The sequence below is a fragment of the Priestia sp. TGN 0903 genome (assembly GCF_050846855.1).
Lineage (GTDB): Bacteria > Bacillota > Bacilli > Bacillales > Bacillaceae_H > Priestia > Priestia zanthoxyli.
Window position 1 is genome coordinate 128,611 of the sequence record NZ_JBOZGL010000007.1, and the last position, 16,193, is coordinate 144,803.

General features: G+C 39.1%; 22 protein-coding genes. 2 read left to right on the plus strand and 20 right to left on the minus strand.

Features of this window, described 5'->3' with window-relative positions; translation table 11 throughout:
* Positions 1-153: 153 nt before the first annotated feature.
* The 20 genes from ACRPLY_RS21950 to ACRPLY_RS22045 form a co-directional block, all read right to left on the minus strand.
* Entirely contained in the window at positions 154-1,050 is an 897-nt protein-coding gene (locus ACRPLY_RS21950; protein ID WP_033579711.1) for a polyprenyl synthetase family protein, read from the minus strand.
* Positions 1,050-1,283: an exodeoxyribonuclease VII small subunit gene (locus ACRPLY_RS21955; RefSeq protein WP_013059140.1), complete on the minus strand. Its 234-nt coding sequence runs from the start codon at positions 1,281-1,283 to the stop codon at positions 1,050-1,052. Before ACRPLY_RS21955 ends, ACRPLY_RS21950 begins: the two co-directional genes overlap by 1 nt.
* Positions 1,284-1,286: 3 nt before the next feature.
* Positions 1,287-2,627: an exodeoxyribonuclease VII large subunit gene (gene xseA, locus ACRPLY_RS21960; RefSeq protein ID WP_034271010.1), complete on the minus strand. Its 1,341-nt coding sequence runs from the start codon at positions 2,625-2,627 to the stop codon at positions 1,287-1,289.
* Positions 2,628-2,711: 84 nt separating this feature from the next.
* Entirely contained in the window at positions 2,712-3,104 is a 393-nt protein-coding gene (gene nusB, locus ACRPLY_RS21965) for a transcription antitermination factor NusB (protein WP_013059142.1), read from the minus strand.
* A 221-nt stretch (positions 3,105-3,325) separates the two neighbouring features.
* Positions 3,326-3,727, minus strand: coding sequence for an Asp23/Gls24 family envelope stress response protein (locus ACRPLY_RS21970; protein WP_013059143.1), 402 nt, complete (start codon positions 3,725-3,727; stop codon positions 3,326-3,328).
* Positions 3,728-3,756: 29 nt separating this feature from the next.
* On the minus strand, positions 3,757-5,109 hold the full coding sequence (gene accC, locus ACRPLY_RS21975; RefSeq protein ID WP_028411593.1) for an acetyl-CoA carboxylase biotin carboxylase subunit: 1,353 nt from the start codon (positions 5,107-5,109) through the stop codon (positions 3,757-3,759).
* Positions 5,110-5,121: 12 nt separating this feature from the next.
* Entirely contained in the window at positions 5,122-5,628 is a 507-nt protein-coding gene (gene accB, locus ACRPLY_RS21980) for an acetyl-CoA carboxylase biotin carboxyl carrier protein (protein WP_013059145.1), read from the minus strand.
* 352 nt (positions 5,629-5,980) lie between these two features.
* On the minus strand, positions 5,981-6,631 hold the full coding sequence (locus ACRPLY_RS21985) for a SpoIIIAH-like family protein (RefSeq protein WP_230683451.1): 651 nt from the start codon (positions 6,629-6,631) through the stop codon (positions 5,981-5,983).
* Positions 6,632-6,638: 7 nt separating this feature from the next.
* Entirely contained in the window at positions 6,639-7,301 is a 663-nt protein-coding gene (gene spoIIIAG / locus ACRPLY_RS21990; RefSeq protein WP_028411595.1) for a stage III sporulation protein AG, read from the minus strand.
* A complete protein-coding gene (gene spoIIIAF / locus ACRPLY_RS21995; RefSeq protein ID WP_275210710.1) occupies positions 7,298-7,927 on the minus strand; it encodes a stage III sporulation protein AF in 630 nt (209 codons plus the stop codon). Before spoIIIAF ends, spoIIIAG begins: the two co-directional genes overlap by 4 nt.
* Positions 7,924-9,108: a stage III sporulation protein AE gene (gene spoIIIAE, locus ACRPLY_RS22000; protein WP_013059149.1), complete on the minus strand. Its 1,185-nt coding sequence runs from the start codon at positions 9,106-9,108 to the stop codon at positions 7,924-7,926. Before spoIIIAE ends, spoIIIAF begins: the two co-directional genes overlap by 4 nt.
* Positions 9,109-9,132: 24 nt before the next feature.
* Positions 9,133-9,516, minus strand: a complete 384-nt coding sequence (gene spoIIIAD, locus ACRPLY_RS22005) for a stage III sporulation protein AD (protein WP_013059150.1) — start codon at positions 9,514-9,516, stop codon at positions 9,133-9,135.
* 20 nt (positions 9,517-9,536) lie between these two features.
* Entirely contained in the window at positions 9,537-9,743 is a 207-nt protein-coding gene (gene spoIIIAC, locus ACRPLY_RS22010; protein WP_013059151.1) for a stage III sporulation protein AC, read from the minus strand.
* Positions 9,744-9,762: 19 nt separating this feature from the next.
* Positions 9,763-10,275, minus strand: a complete 513-nt coding sequence (gene spoIIIAB / locus ACRPLY_RS22015; RefSeq protein ID WP_028411597.1) for a stage III sporulation protein SpoIIIAB — start codon at positions 10,273-10,275, stop codon at positions 9,763-9,765.
* A gap of 6 nt (positions 10,276-10,281) precedes the next feature.
* A complete protein-coding gene (spoIIIAA, locus tag ACRPLY_RS22020; protein ID WP_028411598.1) occupies positions 10,282-11,229 on the minus strand; it encodes a stage III sporulation protein AA in 948 nt (315 codons plus the stop codon).
* Between the two features lie 65 nt (positions 11,230-11,294).
* Complete coding sequence (locus ACRPLY_RS22025; protein WP_028411599.1) at positions 11,295-11,576, minus strand: YqhV family protein; 282 nt, start codon at positions 11,574-11,576, stop codon at positions 11,295-11,297.
* Between the two features lie 138 nt (positions 11,577-11,714).
* Complete coding sequence (gene efp, locus ACRPLY_RS22030) at positions 11,715-12,272, minus strand: elongation factor P (RefSeq protein ID WP_013059155.1); 558 nt, start codon at positions 12,270-12,272, stop codon at positions 11,715-11,717.
* Positions 12,273-12,291: 19 nt separating this feature from the next.
* Positions 12,292-13,350 (minus strand): M24 family metallopeptidase, encoded by a 1,059-nt coding sequence (locus tag ACRPLY_RS22035; protein WP_033579709.1) that lies wholly within the window; start codon positions 13,348-13,350, stop codon positions 12,292-12,294.
* 1 nt (position 13,351) lies between these two features.
* The gene (gene aroQ, locus ACRPLY_RS22040; RefSeq protein WP_013059157.1) at positions 13,352-13,789 is read right to left on the minus strand and encodes a type II 3-dehydroquinate dehydratase; all 438 of its coding nucleotides are present in this window, start codon (positions 13,787-13,789) and stop codon (positions 13,352-13,354) included.
* A gap of 121 nt (positions 13,790-13,910) precedes the next feature.
* Positions 13,911-14,447: a YqhR family membrane protein gene (locus tag ACRPLY_RS22045; protein ID WP_028411601.1), complete on the minus strand. Its 537-nt coding sequence runs from the start codon at positions 14,445-14,447 to the stop codon at positions 13,911-13,913.
* 313 nt (positions 14,448-14,760) lie between these two features.
* Between ACRPLY_RS22045 and ACRPLY_RS22050 the strand changes: the two genes are divergently transcribed.
* Positions 14,761-15,717: a DUF1385 domain-containing protein gene (locus ACRPLY_RS22050; protein WP_014458240.1), complete on the plus strand. Its 957-nt coding sequence runs from the start codon at positions 14,761-14,763 to the stop codon at positions 15,715-15,717.
* Between the two features lie 48 nt (positions 15,718-15,765).
* Positions 15,766-16,164: an SA1362 family protein gene (locus ACRPLY_RS22055; protein ID WP_013059160.1), complete on the plus strand. Its 399-nt coding sequence runs from the start codon at positions 15,766-15,768 to the stop codon at positions 16,162-16,164.
* Positions 16,165-16,193 lie beyond the last annotated feature (29 nt).

Sequence of the window (16,193 nt, forward strand, 5' to 3'; positions counted from 1 at the left end):
CACAAATGTGATAACGGCCACCAAGATATTGTATATGTCTTTCAAACCTATGCACTACGCTTTTATACAGTAGTAAAATCATTATAGCATAGCCCCTATTGGGACTCAATCTTATTTTACTGTATCACTCAAAAAACCTGACAGAAATCGTCATTAACTATCACGTTTTGCTATATATAAACAAATTTCTTCTAGTAATCCGTGCTTAATTTGAGCTTGACGTAACGAGAGAAGTGCTTGTTCAACATGATACTGTAACTTTTCTTTGGCCGCTTCCATACCTAATAAAGAAGGATATGTCGTTTTTTCATTTTCTGTATCACTGCCAATTGGCTTTCCTAACTTTTCTTCAGACCCTTCCACATCCAAGATATCATCTTGAATTTGAAACGCTAACCCTACATGCTTACTGAATTCTTCTAATAATTCTTGCTGTAGAGGCGTAGCTTTTGCAAGAATTGCTCCTGCTTTTACACAGAATCCTAGCAGCTTCCCCGTTTTATGAAGATGAATATATTCAAGCTCATCTAGCGTGAGCTGCTTTTTTTCACCTTCCATATCTGCAACCTGTCCGCTGATCATACCTTCTGTTCCGCTTGCTTTTACCAGTTCTGTAATGAGCTGAAGTTTCATATGTGATGTAATTTCAGGATGTACCGCTTCAGAAATGAGCTGAAAGCTATTTGTTAAAAGAGCATCTCCAGCTAATATAGCCGTTGCTTCGCCGTACACCTTGTGATTTGTCGGTTTACCTCTTCTTAAGTCGTCATCATCCATACTAGGTAAATCATCATGAATGAGCGAATATGTATGAATCATTTCCACTGCACAGGCTGTTTCTAATCCCATGCTCTCGTCTTTTCCAAATGCATGTAGCGTTGCAAACAACAGCACTGGGCGAAGTCGCTTTCCTCCTGCCGTAAGCGAGTAAAGCATGGATTCCTTTAAGTTAACCGGAGCATGTAATGCCTTTACCACTTCAGGCAAGCGTGTTTCTACTCGATCTTTTGTAAAAGAAATATACTCTTTTAAATTCATTTCATTCACCATCACTCTTCCTCCTGTACCGAGAATGGCTCAAGCGTTCCGTCTTCACGTAAAATAGTTTCCATTTGCTTTTCAATATGCTGAAGACGATCGTGACAGAATTTTGAAAGAGTCATTCCTTCTTGGAATTGTTGAATTGCTTCTTCTAAAGGCACGTCGCCTTCTTCTAGCTTGTTTACGATGGTTTCTAACTGCTCCATCGCCTCTTCAAACGTATACTCTTTATTTGTCGCCATTTTTCATCGCTCCTCTATTTTCGAAACTTCACACTGCAACTGTCCATCGGTCAAACGAACGTTTACCACATCACCTTTGGATACTTGTTTGGTTGATTTAATTAACTCTTTTTCTTTATCGTATACTAAGCTGTAGCCTCTTTCCATTGTTTTTAATGGACTAAGCGTATGTAATTTTGACGTTGCCGTGGCAAATAAAAGCTGTTTTTGCTTTAGCAGCTGCTGCATCTCTTTTGTCAGCATTTTCGTCAGCTGCTGTTGACGGTCTGCCGCTTTCGTTAACTGATGCTCGGGGTGATTGCGCAACAAAGCGGCTGTTAGCTGCTCGTAGTTCGTCCGTTTATGCTCAATGTACCTTCTACCTTCACGATAAAAACGCTCCATCAGCTGATCTAACTGCTGCTCTTTTTGCTCGACCAACTTTTGAGGGTAACGAAAAGCATATGATTTCTGAGATCGTTCAAGCCTGCGGCTACTAGACTGAAGCATCTCTTTCATCGAACGAAGAAGACGGATATTTCGCTGAGTCAATCTTTCTGTAATTTCACTGATATGAGGTACGGCCAGCTCCGCAGCACCCGTTGGAGTAGGGGCTCGCAAATCTGCTACAAAGTCTGCAATTGTAAAATCGGTTTCATGTCCAACCGCTGAAATAACGGGAATAGTAGAAGTGAAAATTGCACGAGCTACGCTTTCTTCGTTAAACGCCCAAAGCTCTTCAATTGACCCGCCGCCGCGGCCGACAATTAATACGTCTGCTTCTTTACGACGGTTTGCTTCTTCAATTGCCTTGATGATAGACGGTGCCGCATTCACTCCTTGAACAAGAGCGGGCATAACAATAATGTTCGCGTTATATCTGCGCTTTAATGTCGTAATAATATCACGTACGGCGGCTCCAGTAGGAGATGTAATCACACCTATTGTTGTTGGATACTTCGGAAGTTTTCGTTTTCTAGCATGATCAAACAAGCCTTCTTTTTCCAGCTTTTTTTTCAGCTGTTCGTAGGCCAAGTATAAGTTTCCAACGCCGTCAGGCTGCATTTCTTTTACGTACATTTGATAATTTCCGCTTGGTTCATAAACCGAAATTTCAGCTCGAATCAGTACATTCATTCCTTCTTCAGGCTGAAAATTAAGCTGACGGTTATGCCCAGCAAACATAACGGCTGCGATACGAGCATTTTGATCTTTTAAGGTGAAATACATATGTCCTCGACTATGACGTTTAAAGTTAGAAATTTCTCCTTTAATCCATACATCTTGCATGTGAGGGTCTACGTCAAACTTGCGCTTGATGTATCGTGTAAGAGCGGTAACGGTTAGATAACGCACTTCACTCATCATTTTGCCTCCTTTGCAGTCACCCTCTCCCCTTTATATAAAGGAGAGAAGCATTTTAGTCACTTGATTTGGCAAGATGAACGTTTATTTAGATAAAGTTGTTAACACTTTAGACAATACGCCGTTGATAAACTTGCTTGATTGATCATCGCCAAATGTTTTTGCTAATTCAATCGCTTCATTTAACGTAACGCTCGTAGGAATTTCTTCTTCATACTTCATTTCGTATACGGCAATACGCAGGATTACGCGGTCTACAGTAGCTACGCGGTCTAACGTCCATTTTTCTAAATGATTGCGTAAAAGTTCATCAATTTCTTGCTGATGCTCAACTACACCTAGCACAAGACTTTCTAAAAATTGATCAGACTTTTCGTTTTGTACAACATTTCCGATTGCCTCCATTGGCTCGGTTTGCCCTAAATCATGCTGAAATAGTGCTTGTAATGCTTTTTGGCGTGCTGTATGTCTTTTCATTATTTTTGCTCCTTTATTTATCTTCTTCAACTAGTATACCTAGATAATAGCATAGTTTATGAAACGATACTTGATTGTTCTTATACGAAGTTTGTAGAACACGAAAAAGACCGTCTTTATGACGAGACAGTCTTTTTCACTTTACCATAGCTTGTGTTGAAAAGGAACAAGTAATCATACGTTATTCCATTTTAGCAACAGCCGTTAGGTAAACGTTTGTTTTATTCAACTTCTTCAATATCAGTTTTTTGCGTATCAAACTGAATCCCTACGATATGAATGTTTACTTCATCGAGATCAATAGCTGTCATATTTTTAAGGGCTTGACGAATGTTATCTTGTACTTGCTGCGCTACGTTTGGAATAGATACACCAAACTTCATCATACAAAACACGTCTACTTTTATCCCGTTTTCTGTTAAGTCCACTTTTACACCTTTACCGTGGTTTTTCTTTCCTAGTTTCTCCACAACGCCAGCTGCAAAATTTCCTCTCATTGCAGAAACGCCTTCTACTTCAGAAGCAGCAATACCCGCAATGACTTCAATAACCTCAGGAGCAATTTCTACTTTGCCAAGAGAATTTGGGTGTTCTTCCATTTCTAATACATGATTTTCATTCATGTACAGCACCTCCTATAGTTTATATTATACTAAGAATTCATTACGTCATATAGCTCAAGAAACTTCGTGTTGAATTCACCGCTAACAAATTTTTCATGATTTAATAGCTTTTGGTGAAAAGGAATAGTGGTCGCAACGCCATCGATAACAAATTCATCTAACGCGCGCTTCATTCGTTCAATAGCTTCCTCACGAGTTGGCGCATGAACAATCAATTTAGCCACCATTGAATCATAGTAAGGTGGGATTGCATAGCCCGGGTATGCAGCAGAGTCTACGCGCACTCCGTAGCCACCTGGCGGCAAGTACATTTGAATCGTACCTGGTGATGGCATAAAGTTTTTCTCTGGGTTTTCTGCGTTGATTCGGCACTCAATTGCCCATCCGTTAAACGTCACTTCTTCTTGCGTAAACGGTAAAGTTTCACCATTTGCCACGTTGATTTGTTCTTTAATTAAGTCAACTCCTGTCACCATTTCTGTAACAGGATGTTCTACTTGGATACGCGTATTCATTTCCATGAAGTAAAATTTGTTTTCACGATAATCATAAATGAATTCCACGGTTCCGGCTCCTGTGTAATTAACGGCTTGAGCGGCTTTAACAGCAGCGTCGCCCATTAATTCACGCGTTTTTTCGTCCAACGCTGGAGAAGGCGTTTCTTCAATTAATTTTTGAAGACGGCGTTGAATCGAGCAATCACGCTCTCCTAAATGTACAGTGTTTCCATGAGAATCAGCCAACACTTGGATCTCAACGTGACGGAAATCCTCAATGAACTTTTCAATGTACACACCAGGGTTACCGAAAGCTGTAGCAGCTTCTTGCTGCGTAATTGTAATACCTTTAATAAGCTCTTGTTCATTTTTCGCAACGCGGATTCCTTTTCCTCCGCCTCCTGCCGTTGCTTTAATAATAACAGGATAGCCAATATCATTAGCAATTGACATACCGTCTTCCACTGACTCTACAATTCCAGTGGAACCAGGAACAATTGGGACACCGGCTTCACGCATCGTTTCCCTCGCTACGTCTTTTGTTCCCATTTTGTTAATGGCCTCCGGACTTGGTCCTACAAATGTAACGTTACACTCTCTGCATAGCTCTGCAAAATCAGCGTTTTCAGCTAAAAAGCCGTATCCAGGGTGAATGGCGTCACAGCCCGTTAGCATCGCAACGCTCATAATATTTGTAAAGTTTAAATAGCTGTCTTTAGATGACGTTGGTCCAATACAATACGCTTCGTCTGCTAATTGTACATGCAAAGAGTCGCGATCAGCTTGAGAATGAACAGCTACTGATTCTACACCTAACTCTTTACACGCTCGAATAATTCGAACCGCAATTTCTCCTCGATTCGCAATTAATAGCTTTTTAATCATATTTACCGCTCCTTATTCAGGCTTTACTAAGAAAAGAGGTTGACCGTATTCTACAAGTTGTCCATTTTCAACTAATACGTCAACGATTTCACCTTTAACTTCTGCTTCGATTTCATTAAATAATTTCATTGCTTCTACGATACATACAACCGAATCTTTTTGTACTTTATCTCCAGGCGTTACGTATACATCTGATTCTGGCGATGATGACGCATAGAATGTCCCTACCATCGGAGATGTAATTTTATGTAAGCTTTCATCAACCGCTGGGGCCGCTTGTTCTTCTTTTGGTTGAGCAGACTGTGCTGCTGGGGCTGGCGCTGGAGCCGCTGCTGCCTGCGGTGCAGGTGCTGCTGCTTGTTCAGGTGCCGAAACCACTACTTGCTGCGCTTGTTTGGAAACAATTGCGTCTTTTTTCTTCATCTTGATTTTGGAGCCTTCGTGCTCATAGGTGAACTCCTCGATTGATGATTGATCAACTAGTTTAATGATCTCACGGATCTCTTGAATTTTTAACATATTGAACACTCCTACCTCATGAAAATAGAATTCTCTACAATGTTAATAATACGATAAATGGCTACAGCCATTCAATTCGTTTGGCAAACATTAAAAAGAAGTTCCACTTACTCTATAATAACTTTTTAGCGTTATTGTTTTATAAATGGAAACATAGCTTTACAGATGACAATACTTATGAAAACATTTGTCACCTAGTACTAATATAAGATTATGAAACCTATTATAACCGAAGTAAAAAAAGAAAGCCATGTTAAAATTTTTCCCGTCTCGCTTAGATTTTAGTCATTTCATAAAAAAAGAAGTGTAAACAACCCCAATTTGCGGCTGTTTTACACTTCTTTTATTCCCTTTATTTAGTTGGCTGAAACTCTACCGCTACTTCTTTTGGACCCATTTCTTTTTTGACTAGCTGAATGATTTGATTGGCTTTTGTTTTTGAGTGTTTTTCTGTCTTAACGGTAATTTGCACTTGTTTTCCATCTGCTCTTACTAGCGCGTCGCTGTATCCTTTTGCTTTAATTAATGTTTCCAGCGTTGCTTCTTTTTCCCCGAGCTTTGATAATTCATCGATTTTATCCATCGCTTTGCTTACTTCTGCAGGCGTTACATTTTTTGATGCCGCTACTTCCTGATACTCTTCTTTCAGCTGACTTCTTTCATCATTTAATTCCAAGCGGAGCGCCGTAAATAGCTCGTCGCTATCTGTGCTTGATACAACCGCTGATTCTTTTGCATTTTTAGCCGTTTCCTTTTTTACATCTTCTGCTGAGCCTTCGGTTTTTGAACCTTCTTTTGTTCCTGATTTCTCATCTGCCTGTTGTTTTGTATCTTCTGCAGGAGCCTTGTCATCAGCCTGTTTTTCGCTTTGTTTTTCATTGTCTACTAGCGCAACATTACTCTGAGGATTTTCTGGCGTTGTCATATAGTACACCGATAACACAACAACTAAACTTAACATTGTTAATAACCAAACCGTTTGCTTTTTTAATAACATATTCATTTCCCCCTCATCCTTTTTTCGCTAATACTGCTACTCTATGACTTGGTATATCGAGCGCTCTTGTCACGGCTTCAATAATAGATTTCTTTACCTCGATATTATCAGCTCCTTTAGCGACAACTAACACACCTCTGACTTTTGGCTTTTCGGTTTTGACTACAACAGGCTTTTCTTGTTCTCCGCTTCTTACAATGACCAGCTGTTCATCTGTTGAGGAATCTTCAACTTTACGAGTCCCTCCTTCACGGTCCGTCTCGTTGGTCGTTTGCGATTTTGTCACGCTGTTTTTTTCATATATTTTGGATTCTGTTGCATCTAGGTTCACAATTACTTTTACCTTACTTACGCCTCTAACTTGATCTAAAATATCTTTCAATTCTTCCTCATACCGCTCTTCATAACCTGTCATCGTTGTTGTCTTTTTGGAGCTAAAAGCGGGAATATCCTGTGATACCGGTGGTGCGCTGGTTTCTTTGCTTGCACTCTTTAATAATCCGCCTGAATTCATAGATGTTGTGAGTGAGTTGCTAAATACCATAAAGATAACGCCTGCAGCTAGTAAAATACCTATATACATTAACTTTGAAGGTTTCTTCGTAGTTGATGACTGTTTAAGTGAAAAGAACCGCTGAAAAAATGATGGGTCACCTTTTTCTGGCTTTTGACTCATTTCGTGTCTCCCTCCTCCATATTCACAACAACTTGGCCTTGTTTTACATCCCATTTTGCTGCTAAATAGTTGGATAATTTCTTGGATTCTGTTGGTTTGTTTGTTTCGATCGGTGTGGAGGTATCAATAGAAATAACTTTCACAGCTGAAACAACCTCGGAATCACCCGATGCTTTTTTACTTACGGCAACTGAAATGGATTTAATATTATCAGCGGTAGGTTCGTCGTTCGGCTTTTTTGTTTCAATGTGAATTCGATCAATTGCTACACCATACTGATCCATCAACTCCTCTTTTACATCTGCCTCCATTTGGACAGCCATTTGTTCTAAAATATATGCACGTTGTGAAGCTTGTATTTCTTTTTTCTGATTTTCCATTGAATTTTCTACCTGTTGATCGGATCGAATAGATGATAAGCTAAGTGATTTCAGCATTTGATTAACATCCACTTTAAAAATTTGAAAAACGGGTGTAATAATAATCAGCATCAAAAGAAGTCCAACCACCAGCTTCGTATACTTTTGAAAACTAGAATTGGGCAACAGTAAATTAATAATGGTAGCTAATAAGATAAAAAGAACGATATTCGTAATCCACGTCGTTAAGGCCTGCAATTTCTTCACCTCACCATCATTGTGACGTTGCTCGCTGTAATGATGACCGTTAAACATAAGAAAAACATAAGCGAGACAACAGCAAGCGCCGCAAAAATATAGATGACGCTTTTGCTGATAATGCTCAAGCAGGAAATAACCGGTCCTCCTCCAATGGGTTGAAGAAGAGCTGCTGCTAGCTTATAGATAAAAGCGAGCGTTAACACTTTAATAGCCGGAAATGCGACGATTAACAGTAAGACTGCTACTCCAGCAATCCCTACTGAATTCTTTAATAGAAGCGAGGCACTGATGACTGTATCAGCCGCATCTGTGAACACACGCCCTACAACAGGTATAAAGTTCCCTGTGACGAACTTTGCCGTTCGAATCGTAATACCGTCAGCAACAGCTGATGTGGCACCTTGGACGGATAGCACACCTAAAAAAACAGTTAGGAATATTCCAAGCACGCCAATGCTTATATTTCTCAACAGCTGAGCAAGCTGTGTAACCTTATGCTCATCTGAAATCGTACTCACAATGCTAAGCAGTGCTGAAAGAAAAAGCAGCGGCATCACTACGTATTGAATAAGCAAACCGCTGGTGTTCATTAAAAACAAAATCATCGGATGAAAAAAGGCTGCCGATACAACTCCTCCTGATGATGCCATTAAGGCAAGCAGCAGCGGCACCAGAGCTAAAATGAATTTGGTCATGGTCTCAATCGCTCCTGTTGCATAAGAAATAGCAATTTGAAAACTATTAAGAGCAATGATGATCAAAACCATATATACAAGCGCATACGCTACTTTACTTACGGTTTGCTGATTAAACGCACTTTGGAGCGTTTGCAAAAACACGCTAAAAACCGTTAGCATAATGAGTGTACCGAGGAGCTTTCCATTCGCTAATACTTCGTGAAATAAAAACTTTACAAGACCTCCTAGCCATTCTTTAAGAGAGAACTCTTTTTCTCCTTTTAAAAAATCGACTAAACTTCCCTTCTGACTCTCGGGTAAAAAGCCGCCGTATTGGGTAATAATATCGTCCCAAAACTGTTTGACTTCATCGATACCGAGCTTATCAATTTGTTCATTGACAAGTTCTTGCTGCTTCGGGGGTTCGGAAGCTTGTACATTTTCTGGAAAGAAAAAAAAGAGGAACAAAAGAAGAGCGAGTATATTCACTTTAAACGTCCACCGCTTCATTTCGTCACCTCATATTAAGTAAAATTAATTGGGCAGCATTGAAATAATCGTTTCAATAATGACCGTCAAAATAGGAATTGCCATGGAGAGAATCAGCACTTTTCCACCTAATTCAATTTTAGAAGCAATGGCACCTTGTCCTGCATCTTTCGTAATTTGAGCACCAAATTCGGCGATATAGGCAATACCAATGATTTTCAAAATGGTTTCCACATAAATCATGTTAACGTGAGCATTGATCGACAGCCGCTCGACCATCTTAATAATCTCGTAGATTTGATCAATTAAAAAAAGAAAGATCACGGATCCCACGAATACGACAAGTAAAAAAGCAATAGGTGATTTATGTTCTTTTAAAATGAGTGCCAAAAATGTCGCTACTAATCCTAAGCCCACAATTTGAAGCATTTCAATGGCAAATCACCCCTCTACCCTTGAAATAAAAAAACCGATTTGATTTTTTGAAATAAGTCCTCCACAATCGAAGCAACCATAAATAAAATATAAATAAAACCGATGAGGGTAACCCAATTCGCGTAATCTTTTTTTCCCATCTGTTCGAGTACGGTGACTAAAAAAGCTACGACGATACCAATCCCAGCAATCTGAAAAATGGTGTTCATATCAATTCCCACATTCAATCCTCCTCCATCGCTACATCAATAGGATGACCAGTAGCAATCCAGATAGAAAGCCTAAACTTTTAACCATTTTTTCATAGCGATTCTGCTTATCAACTGCATCTTGTTCTTCGCGTTCGAGATGGTTCAGCGTCAGCAAAATATGCTTTTGCTGCGAATAACGATCATGCTGACCAAGCGTTTCACCAAATTGTTTTAAGATTTCCAGTTCTCCTGTTTTAAGTGCGGTTTGTTTCCAAAATTGGTCCAACGTCTTTTCCCAAGCTTCCTTGACACTTTCAGTACCTTCTTTTAATTTCATTGAAAACTCACTAAATAAAGAAGCTAAAGGGTTAGGAAGCTGTAGAGATAACAAATGAGCAACTTCTTGAAGAGGCCGGTTGCTATACATAATTTCCGCTTCTAACGACCGAAGAGCCGTTTTTAATTGCCTGAGCTGCCTAGGTCTTTCGCTAAGCTGCTTTGCAAACTCAAATCCTGTGTAAGTGGAAGCAAATAAGATAAAGATGGCACCAAACAGTTTCATACACCATCACCCTTTACTATTTTCAATAAGCGACTTTTCAGCGGTCAATTTCATGGAGTTATAATGCTCATCATAGATAGCCTGAAGTGTTCCAGGACCTCGGCTGTTCGATAGCACAACATACTTTTTAAATACGTGAAGTTTCATTAAAGCTTGCAAAGTGGGACGCTTCATTAAATCGTCAATGTCATACCCATGAACAGTCATAATGACACGAACACCAGCATTAACGGCTTCAAGTACGGCCTTACAATCTTCTTCACTTCCAACTTCATCCACGATCAGTACATCGGGACTCATGGAGCGAATCATCATCATCATGCCTTCAGCTTTCGGACAGCTATCTAATAAATCCATTCTAGATCCGAATGTATGCTGAGGAACCCCTTTAACAGCCCCAGCAATTTCTGATCGTTCATCTACAATCCCTACTTTAAACGGAGGAATCTTAGAGCGCTCTATGCCAGTGCTTATTACTCTGGCTAAATCACGAATCATGGTTGTTTTTCCTGTTTGAGGAGGTCCTATAATGACCGTACTTTGCCAATAGCGATTGTATAAAAAAGGAATAAGCTGATTCGAAATGCCAATCTTTTGTTTAGCAATCCGGATATTAAAGGATGATACATCACGAATCACACGAACCTGTCCATTTTCCGTTACAACTTTTCCCGCTAGTCCAACCCGGTGTCCGCCTTCAATGGTGACATATCCTTTTTTTAATTCTTCTTCAATCATATAAATCGAAAACTGGCTTAGTTTATTTAAGATAAATAAAGCATCTTCTGCACTTGGAAGATACGATTCGAAATAAGGCTGATTGTTGATTGTAAATTCGACAGGTCTTCCTATGCGCACTCGAATTTCTTCTAGCACATGAGAATGGTTTGTGACATAAAATTCAACAGTCTTTTTTAAATTAGGCGGAAAAATTGCAAGTATTTCGTTTAACATATTCATCCCCTCATATTTGAACTCACTTCAATGTATTATGAGCTTGACCATTTTATGCCTACCTTTTATTTAAAAACACCGATTAAAATGAAGAGCACTCCTATTACAATCATGATTAATTTTCCAAAAGATAATTGATCTGCTACGGACACTAAACCAATGGTGAAAGAACTCACCATTACAATCGGACCAACAAGCGCTAGCATTCCATTAATCATTAACGCTTTTTTCACATCATTGTTTGTGACAATTAAAATAGCGGCAATAAACTCAATAAATGAAGAAATAAATCGAAGGCACGCCATCGTTAATACCGTACCGTTTAAATGATCCAACCACTGCTTCATAAGCCCCTCCTATATCTCTGCGTTGTTTAGTACAACCTATGCAAAATAAGGAAGGGTTAGCACAAAAAAACACACAAAAAAGGCAGAGAATCATTCTCTGCCTTTTTCGTGTGTTTGCAGCTTGCTTACACGACCGAATTACGCGCGTGATACGTAGCTGCTGTCTGTTGTGTTAATAATTAATACGTCGCCTTCATTTACGAAGAAAGGAACGTTTACTGTTAAACCAGTTTCAACAGTTGCTGGTTTTGTACCGCCAGAAGCTGTGTCACCTTTAATACCAGGTTCAGTTTCTGTTACTTTAAGCTCAACTGTGTTTGGAAGTTCAACACCTAATGTCTCACCTTGATACATCATAATTGCGACTTCCATATTTTCTTTTAAGAATTTTAGCTCATATTCAATTGCACTCGCCGGAAGCTCTAATTGCTCATAAGACTGGTTGTCCATGAATACGTGCTGATCGCCGCTTGCATATAGATATTGCATTTTACGATTATCAATTTGAGCTTTTCCTACCTTTTCACCTGCACGGAACGTTTTTTCTTGCACAGCTCCTGTACGAAGGTTACGTAGTTTTGAGCGAACGAATGCAGCGCCTTTACCAGGCTTTACGTGTTGGAAATCCATTACACGCCAAATACCCCCGTCTACTTCTACTGTCAAACCTGTACGAAAATCATTTACTGAAATCATGAAGAAATCCTCCTACATTTTATAAAATAATGAACTCTTTTGATGAGTGCGATAATGCCTCATTACCTTCTGCTGTGACGACCGTATCATCTTCAATACGAACGCCCCCTAAGTCTGGTATGTAAATACCTGGTTCAACGGTTACAATCATACCTGGCTGCAGTACATCTGTAGATTTCACAGAAAGCGATGGGCCTTCGTGTACTTCTAACCCTACGCCGTGACCGGTCGAATGTCCAAAATACTGGCCGTATCCGTGTTCTGTAATATAATCACGCGTTAGCGCATCTGCTTCTTTACCCGTCATACCTGCTTTGATACCGTTCATTCCGTTAAGCTCTGCTTGCAGTACGACATTATAAATTTCTTTTAGCTTATCACTTACTTCACCGACGGCAAATGTTCGTGTGATATCTGAACAGTAACCATTATAGTATGCGCCAAAATCAAGCGTTACAAGTTCGCCTTTTTCAATTACTTTGTCAGAAGCAACACCATGCGGTAAAGCCCCGCGATGCCCTGAAGCAACAATTGTATCAAAAGATGAAGATGTTGCGCCTTGTTTTCTCATAAAGAACTCCAGTTCATTCGATACTTGAAGCTCTGTTAAACCAGGACGAACAAAGGTTAAAATATGTTCATATGCTGCATCTGCTATTTTTGCAGCTTCCTTTAATATCTTAATCTCTGAGTCACTCTTTATCAAGCGTAAGTTTTCGATTGCGTGCGAGATTGGAACAAGTTCCGCGCCGATATGCTTATCAAATAATTGATGCTGTCCATATGTAACATAATTCTGTTCAAAACCAAGCTTTTTAATTCCAAATTGTTTCACTACATTCGCTACTTCTTCTACAATAGGACCCTTGTGCTGAACGATATCAAAACCTTCTGTTTGACTAGTTGCTTGTTCAACATAACGAAAATCTGTTACAAATGCCGCTTTGTCTTCAGAAATGATAACGACACCAGCAGATCCTGTAAAATTGGTCATATAGCGTCTGTTATATTCACTTGTAACGACAACACCGTCTACATTCAACTTTGAAAACTGTTCGCGTAGTTTTTCGATTTTCATTTTATTTCCCCCTTAATTGTAAAAGTGCCTGCAGAGCAAGCTCGTATCCGTATAAACCTAACCCGACAATTTGACCATGCGTAACAGGTGCCGTCACCGAATGGTGGCGAAACTCTTCACGCTTATGTACGTTCGAAATATGCACTTCAATAACAGGAACAGATATACTGGCAATCGCATCTCGAATGGCATAACTGTAGTGAGTAAAAGCACCAGGATTGATCATAATCCCATCAAACTTCTCATCCGCTTCGTGAATCCAGTCGATAATTACACCTTCGTGATTAGACTGTACGCACTCAACTTCTACCCCATGGTCTCTGCCTGCTCGCTGAAGCTTCTCTTCAAGATTTTGAAGATTATCTGTCCCATATACCGCTGGTTCGCGTACGCCTAAACGGTTTAAATTAGGACCGTTTATTACTAAAATCTTATTCATCTTATTTCAACACTCTCCCCTACTACGAACCCTTTATGCAGCTCACTTGTGTGAATTTACACTTTATTTTTCTTTTTAAATCATTATATAGAATATATTAGCATACGTTGGAACATTCACACTACTTATTCGCCGTTTGAAAATCTGTAGATTCATCTTTTGTTTGAAGCTCTGCCGCTTCAAAAGAAATGGAATATCCGATGAATACACCATATAAAATATAAATACAGAGGGATGAAATAATTGTGTTAGCTGGAAGCTCTCCAATTGTTTTCAAGTTAGGAAAGAGCGGATTCAAAACAACGAATACGATTGCCCACCATAATAATCCGTAAGCAAAACCTATCCAAATTGTTTTAAACTTCTTTAATAGGACGTAGTATAACAACCCGACAACAATAGATAATACCCCTATGAGAAAAATACTGACGATAACACCTATTCCTTTATCCTTCCAATCACCTAATGCCCATGGATCTAAAAGCATATTTGGATTGATAACACTAAAGCTAAACAGATAATTTAAATAGCCAATAAAGCTCCAGAAAACCCCTCCAAAAAAGGAAATAAAGATGGCTTTAAATAAAAAAGATATTTCCTGTTTATGCGTAGGTTGGTTATCCTGTTTTTTTTCATGCTGTTCTTTAGGTTCTGACATATTAATCACCTCTTGATGTAGTATGAACTTTTTTCTCATTTCCTACCGACTCATTTCTAAGTTTTTACGTTTATTACTCTTCCTATACGCAAGAAGGGCGCCTGATATCGCAGAGACATTTTAAAACTACTTCGCACAGAGTTTCATAAACAAATTTTATAAATGAAAGGAAAAAAATTCATATGAAGGGTGTGGAGATGAAAAATATTGGCTAAACTAGATAACATGCATCCGCCTAGAGGTTTATTTGATTTTGCTGTAGAATATAAAATACTAAGAAGTCTAGTCTAGTTAAGTTAGGTTGGTGCCTGAAATGTCTAAATTACAAAAACCTGCGTATGGTGGTCAAGCCGTTATAGAAGGTGTCATGTTCGGTGGCAAACGTATGATGGTGACGGCTATTCGCCGCAAAGATCAATCTATTGATTATTTTCATTCAAAAAGAAAATCAAATTCCGTACTCACTGCTTTAAAAAAAATTCCTTTTTTACGAGGAATTGCTGCTATTGTTGAAGCCAGTGCAAACGGTACGCAGCACTTGAACTTTTCCTCTGAACGCTATGACGTGAATCCAGAAGATGATGCTCAAGTAGCAGCAGAACAACAAAAAGAGAAAAAAGAATCAAAACTATCTTTAATATTTGGCGTTGCAACTATTGGTGTAATATCCTTTCTTTTCGGGAAAGTACTATTTACATTGATTCCTGTGTTTTTAGCACAATTGACACGTCCTGTTTTCACTTCAAGTGTAGCTCAAGTTTTTATTGAAGGAGTATTTAAACTATTATTGCTCCTTGGCTATATTTATGTGATTTCACAAACGCCACTTATTAAACGGGTGTTTCAATATCATGGAGCAGAACACAAGGTCATTAATGCATATGAAAACAATGCTGAACTTACGGTAGAAGCCGTTCAAGCACAATCTCGACTTCATTATCGCTGCGGAAGTAGCTTTATCCTCTTTACCGTAGTTGTAGGAATGTTTGTCTACCTACTAGTTCCAACGGATCCTCTTTGGTTACGAATTGTGGATCGCCTTGCATTAATTCCAGTTGTCCTTGGTTTATCATTTGAAGTGTTACAGTTAACCAATAAAGTTCGTCATGTCCCTCTTCTTCGCTTTTTAGGTTATCCCGGTTTATGGCTTCAGCTTTTAACAACCAAAGAACCAAAAGATGATCAAGTTGAAGTTGCGATTGCTTCATTTAAAGAACTTTTACGCGTTGAAAATGAACTTTCTTCTACCACTGACGAACAAGTTGTCTAATCCACACCGTTTTGCTTTCTTTTTTTACTATTTTAGGAGGTGAACAAAATGAGACGTCCATTCGTGAAACCACTTGTATATGGTCTAATCGGGTTAGGAGTCATTGGCTTTGCATTTACGTTGATTACAGATCCAGCTGTTTTATTACGTCAAGCAGGTTATATTTTTCTGTTTATCATTTTGTTTTACTTAGTTTATCGGTTTATTCTCCGCCCTTCTCAGACAAAAGGTCAAGATAGAGGCTATGTGCGCGCAGTAAAGCAATCGAAACTGCGTCAAAAAGAAAAAGAGCGAGGAAGCAACAAAGTTGATATGCATACGTACCGAAGCTCAAATAAGCGCCCGGTATCCAAATCAACGAAACCGCTAAAGAAAAAGAAAAACAACTCACACTTGACCGTCATCGAAGGTAAAAAAGGAAAAAAGAAAAATAGAGCATTCTTTTAAAAAAACAAGGAGAAAAGCCTCCTTGTTTT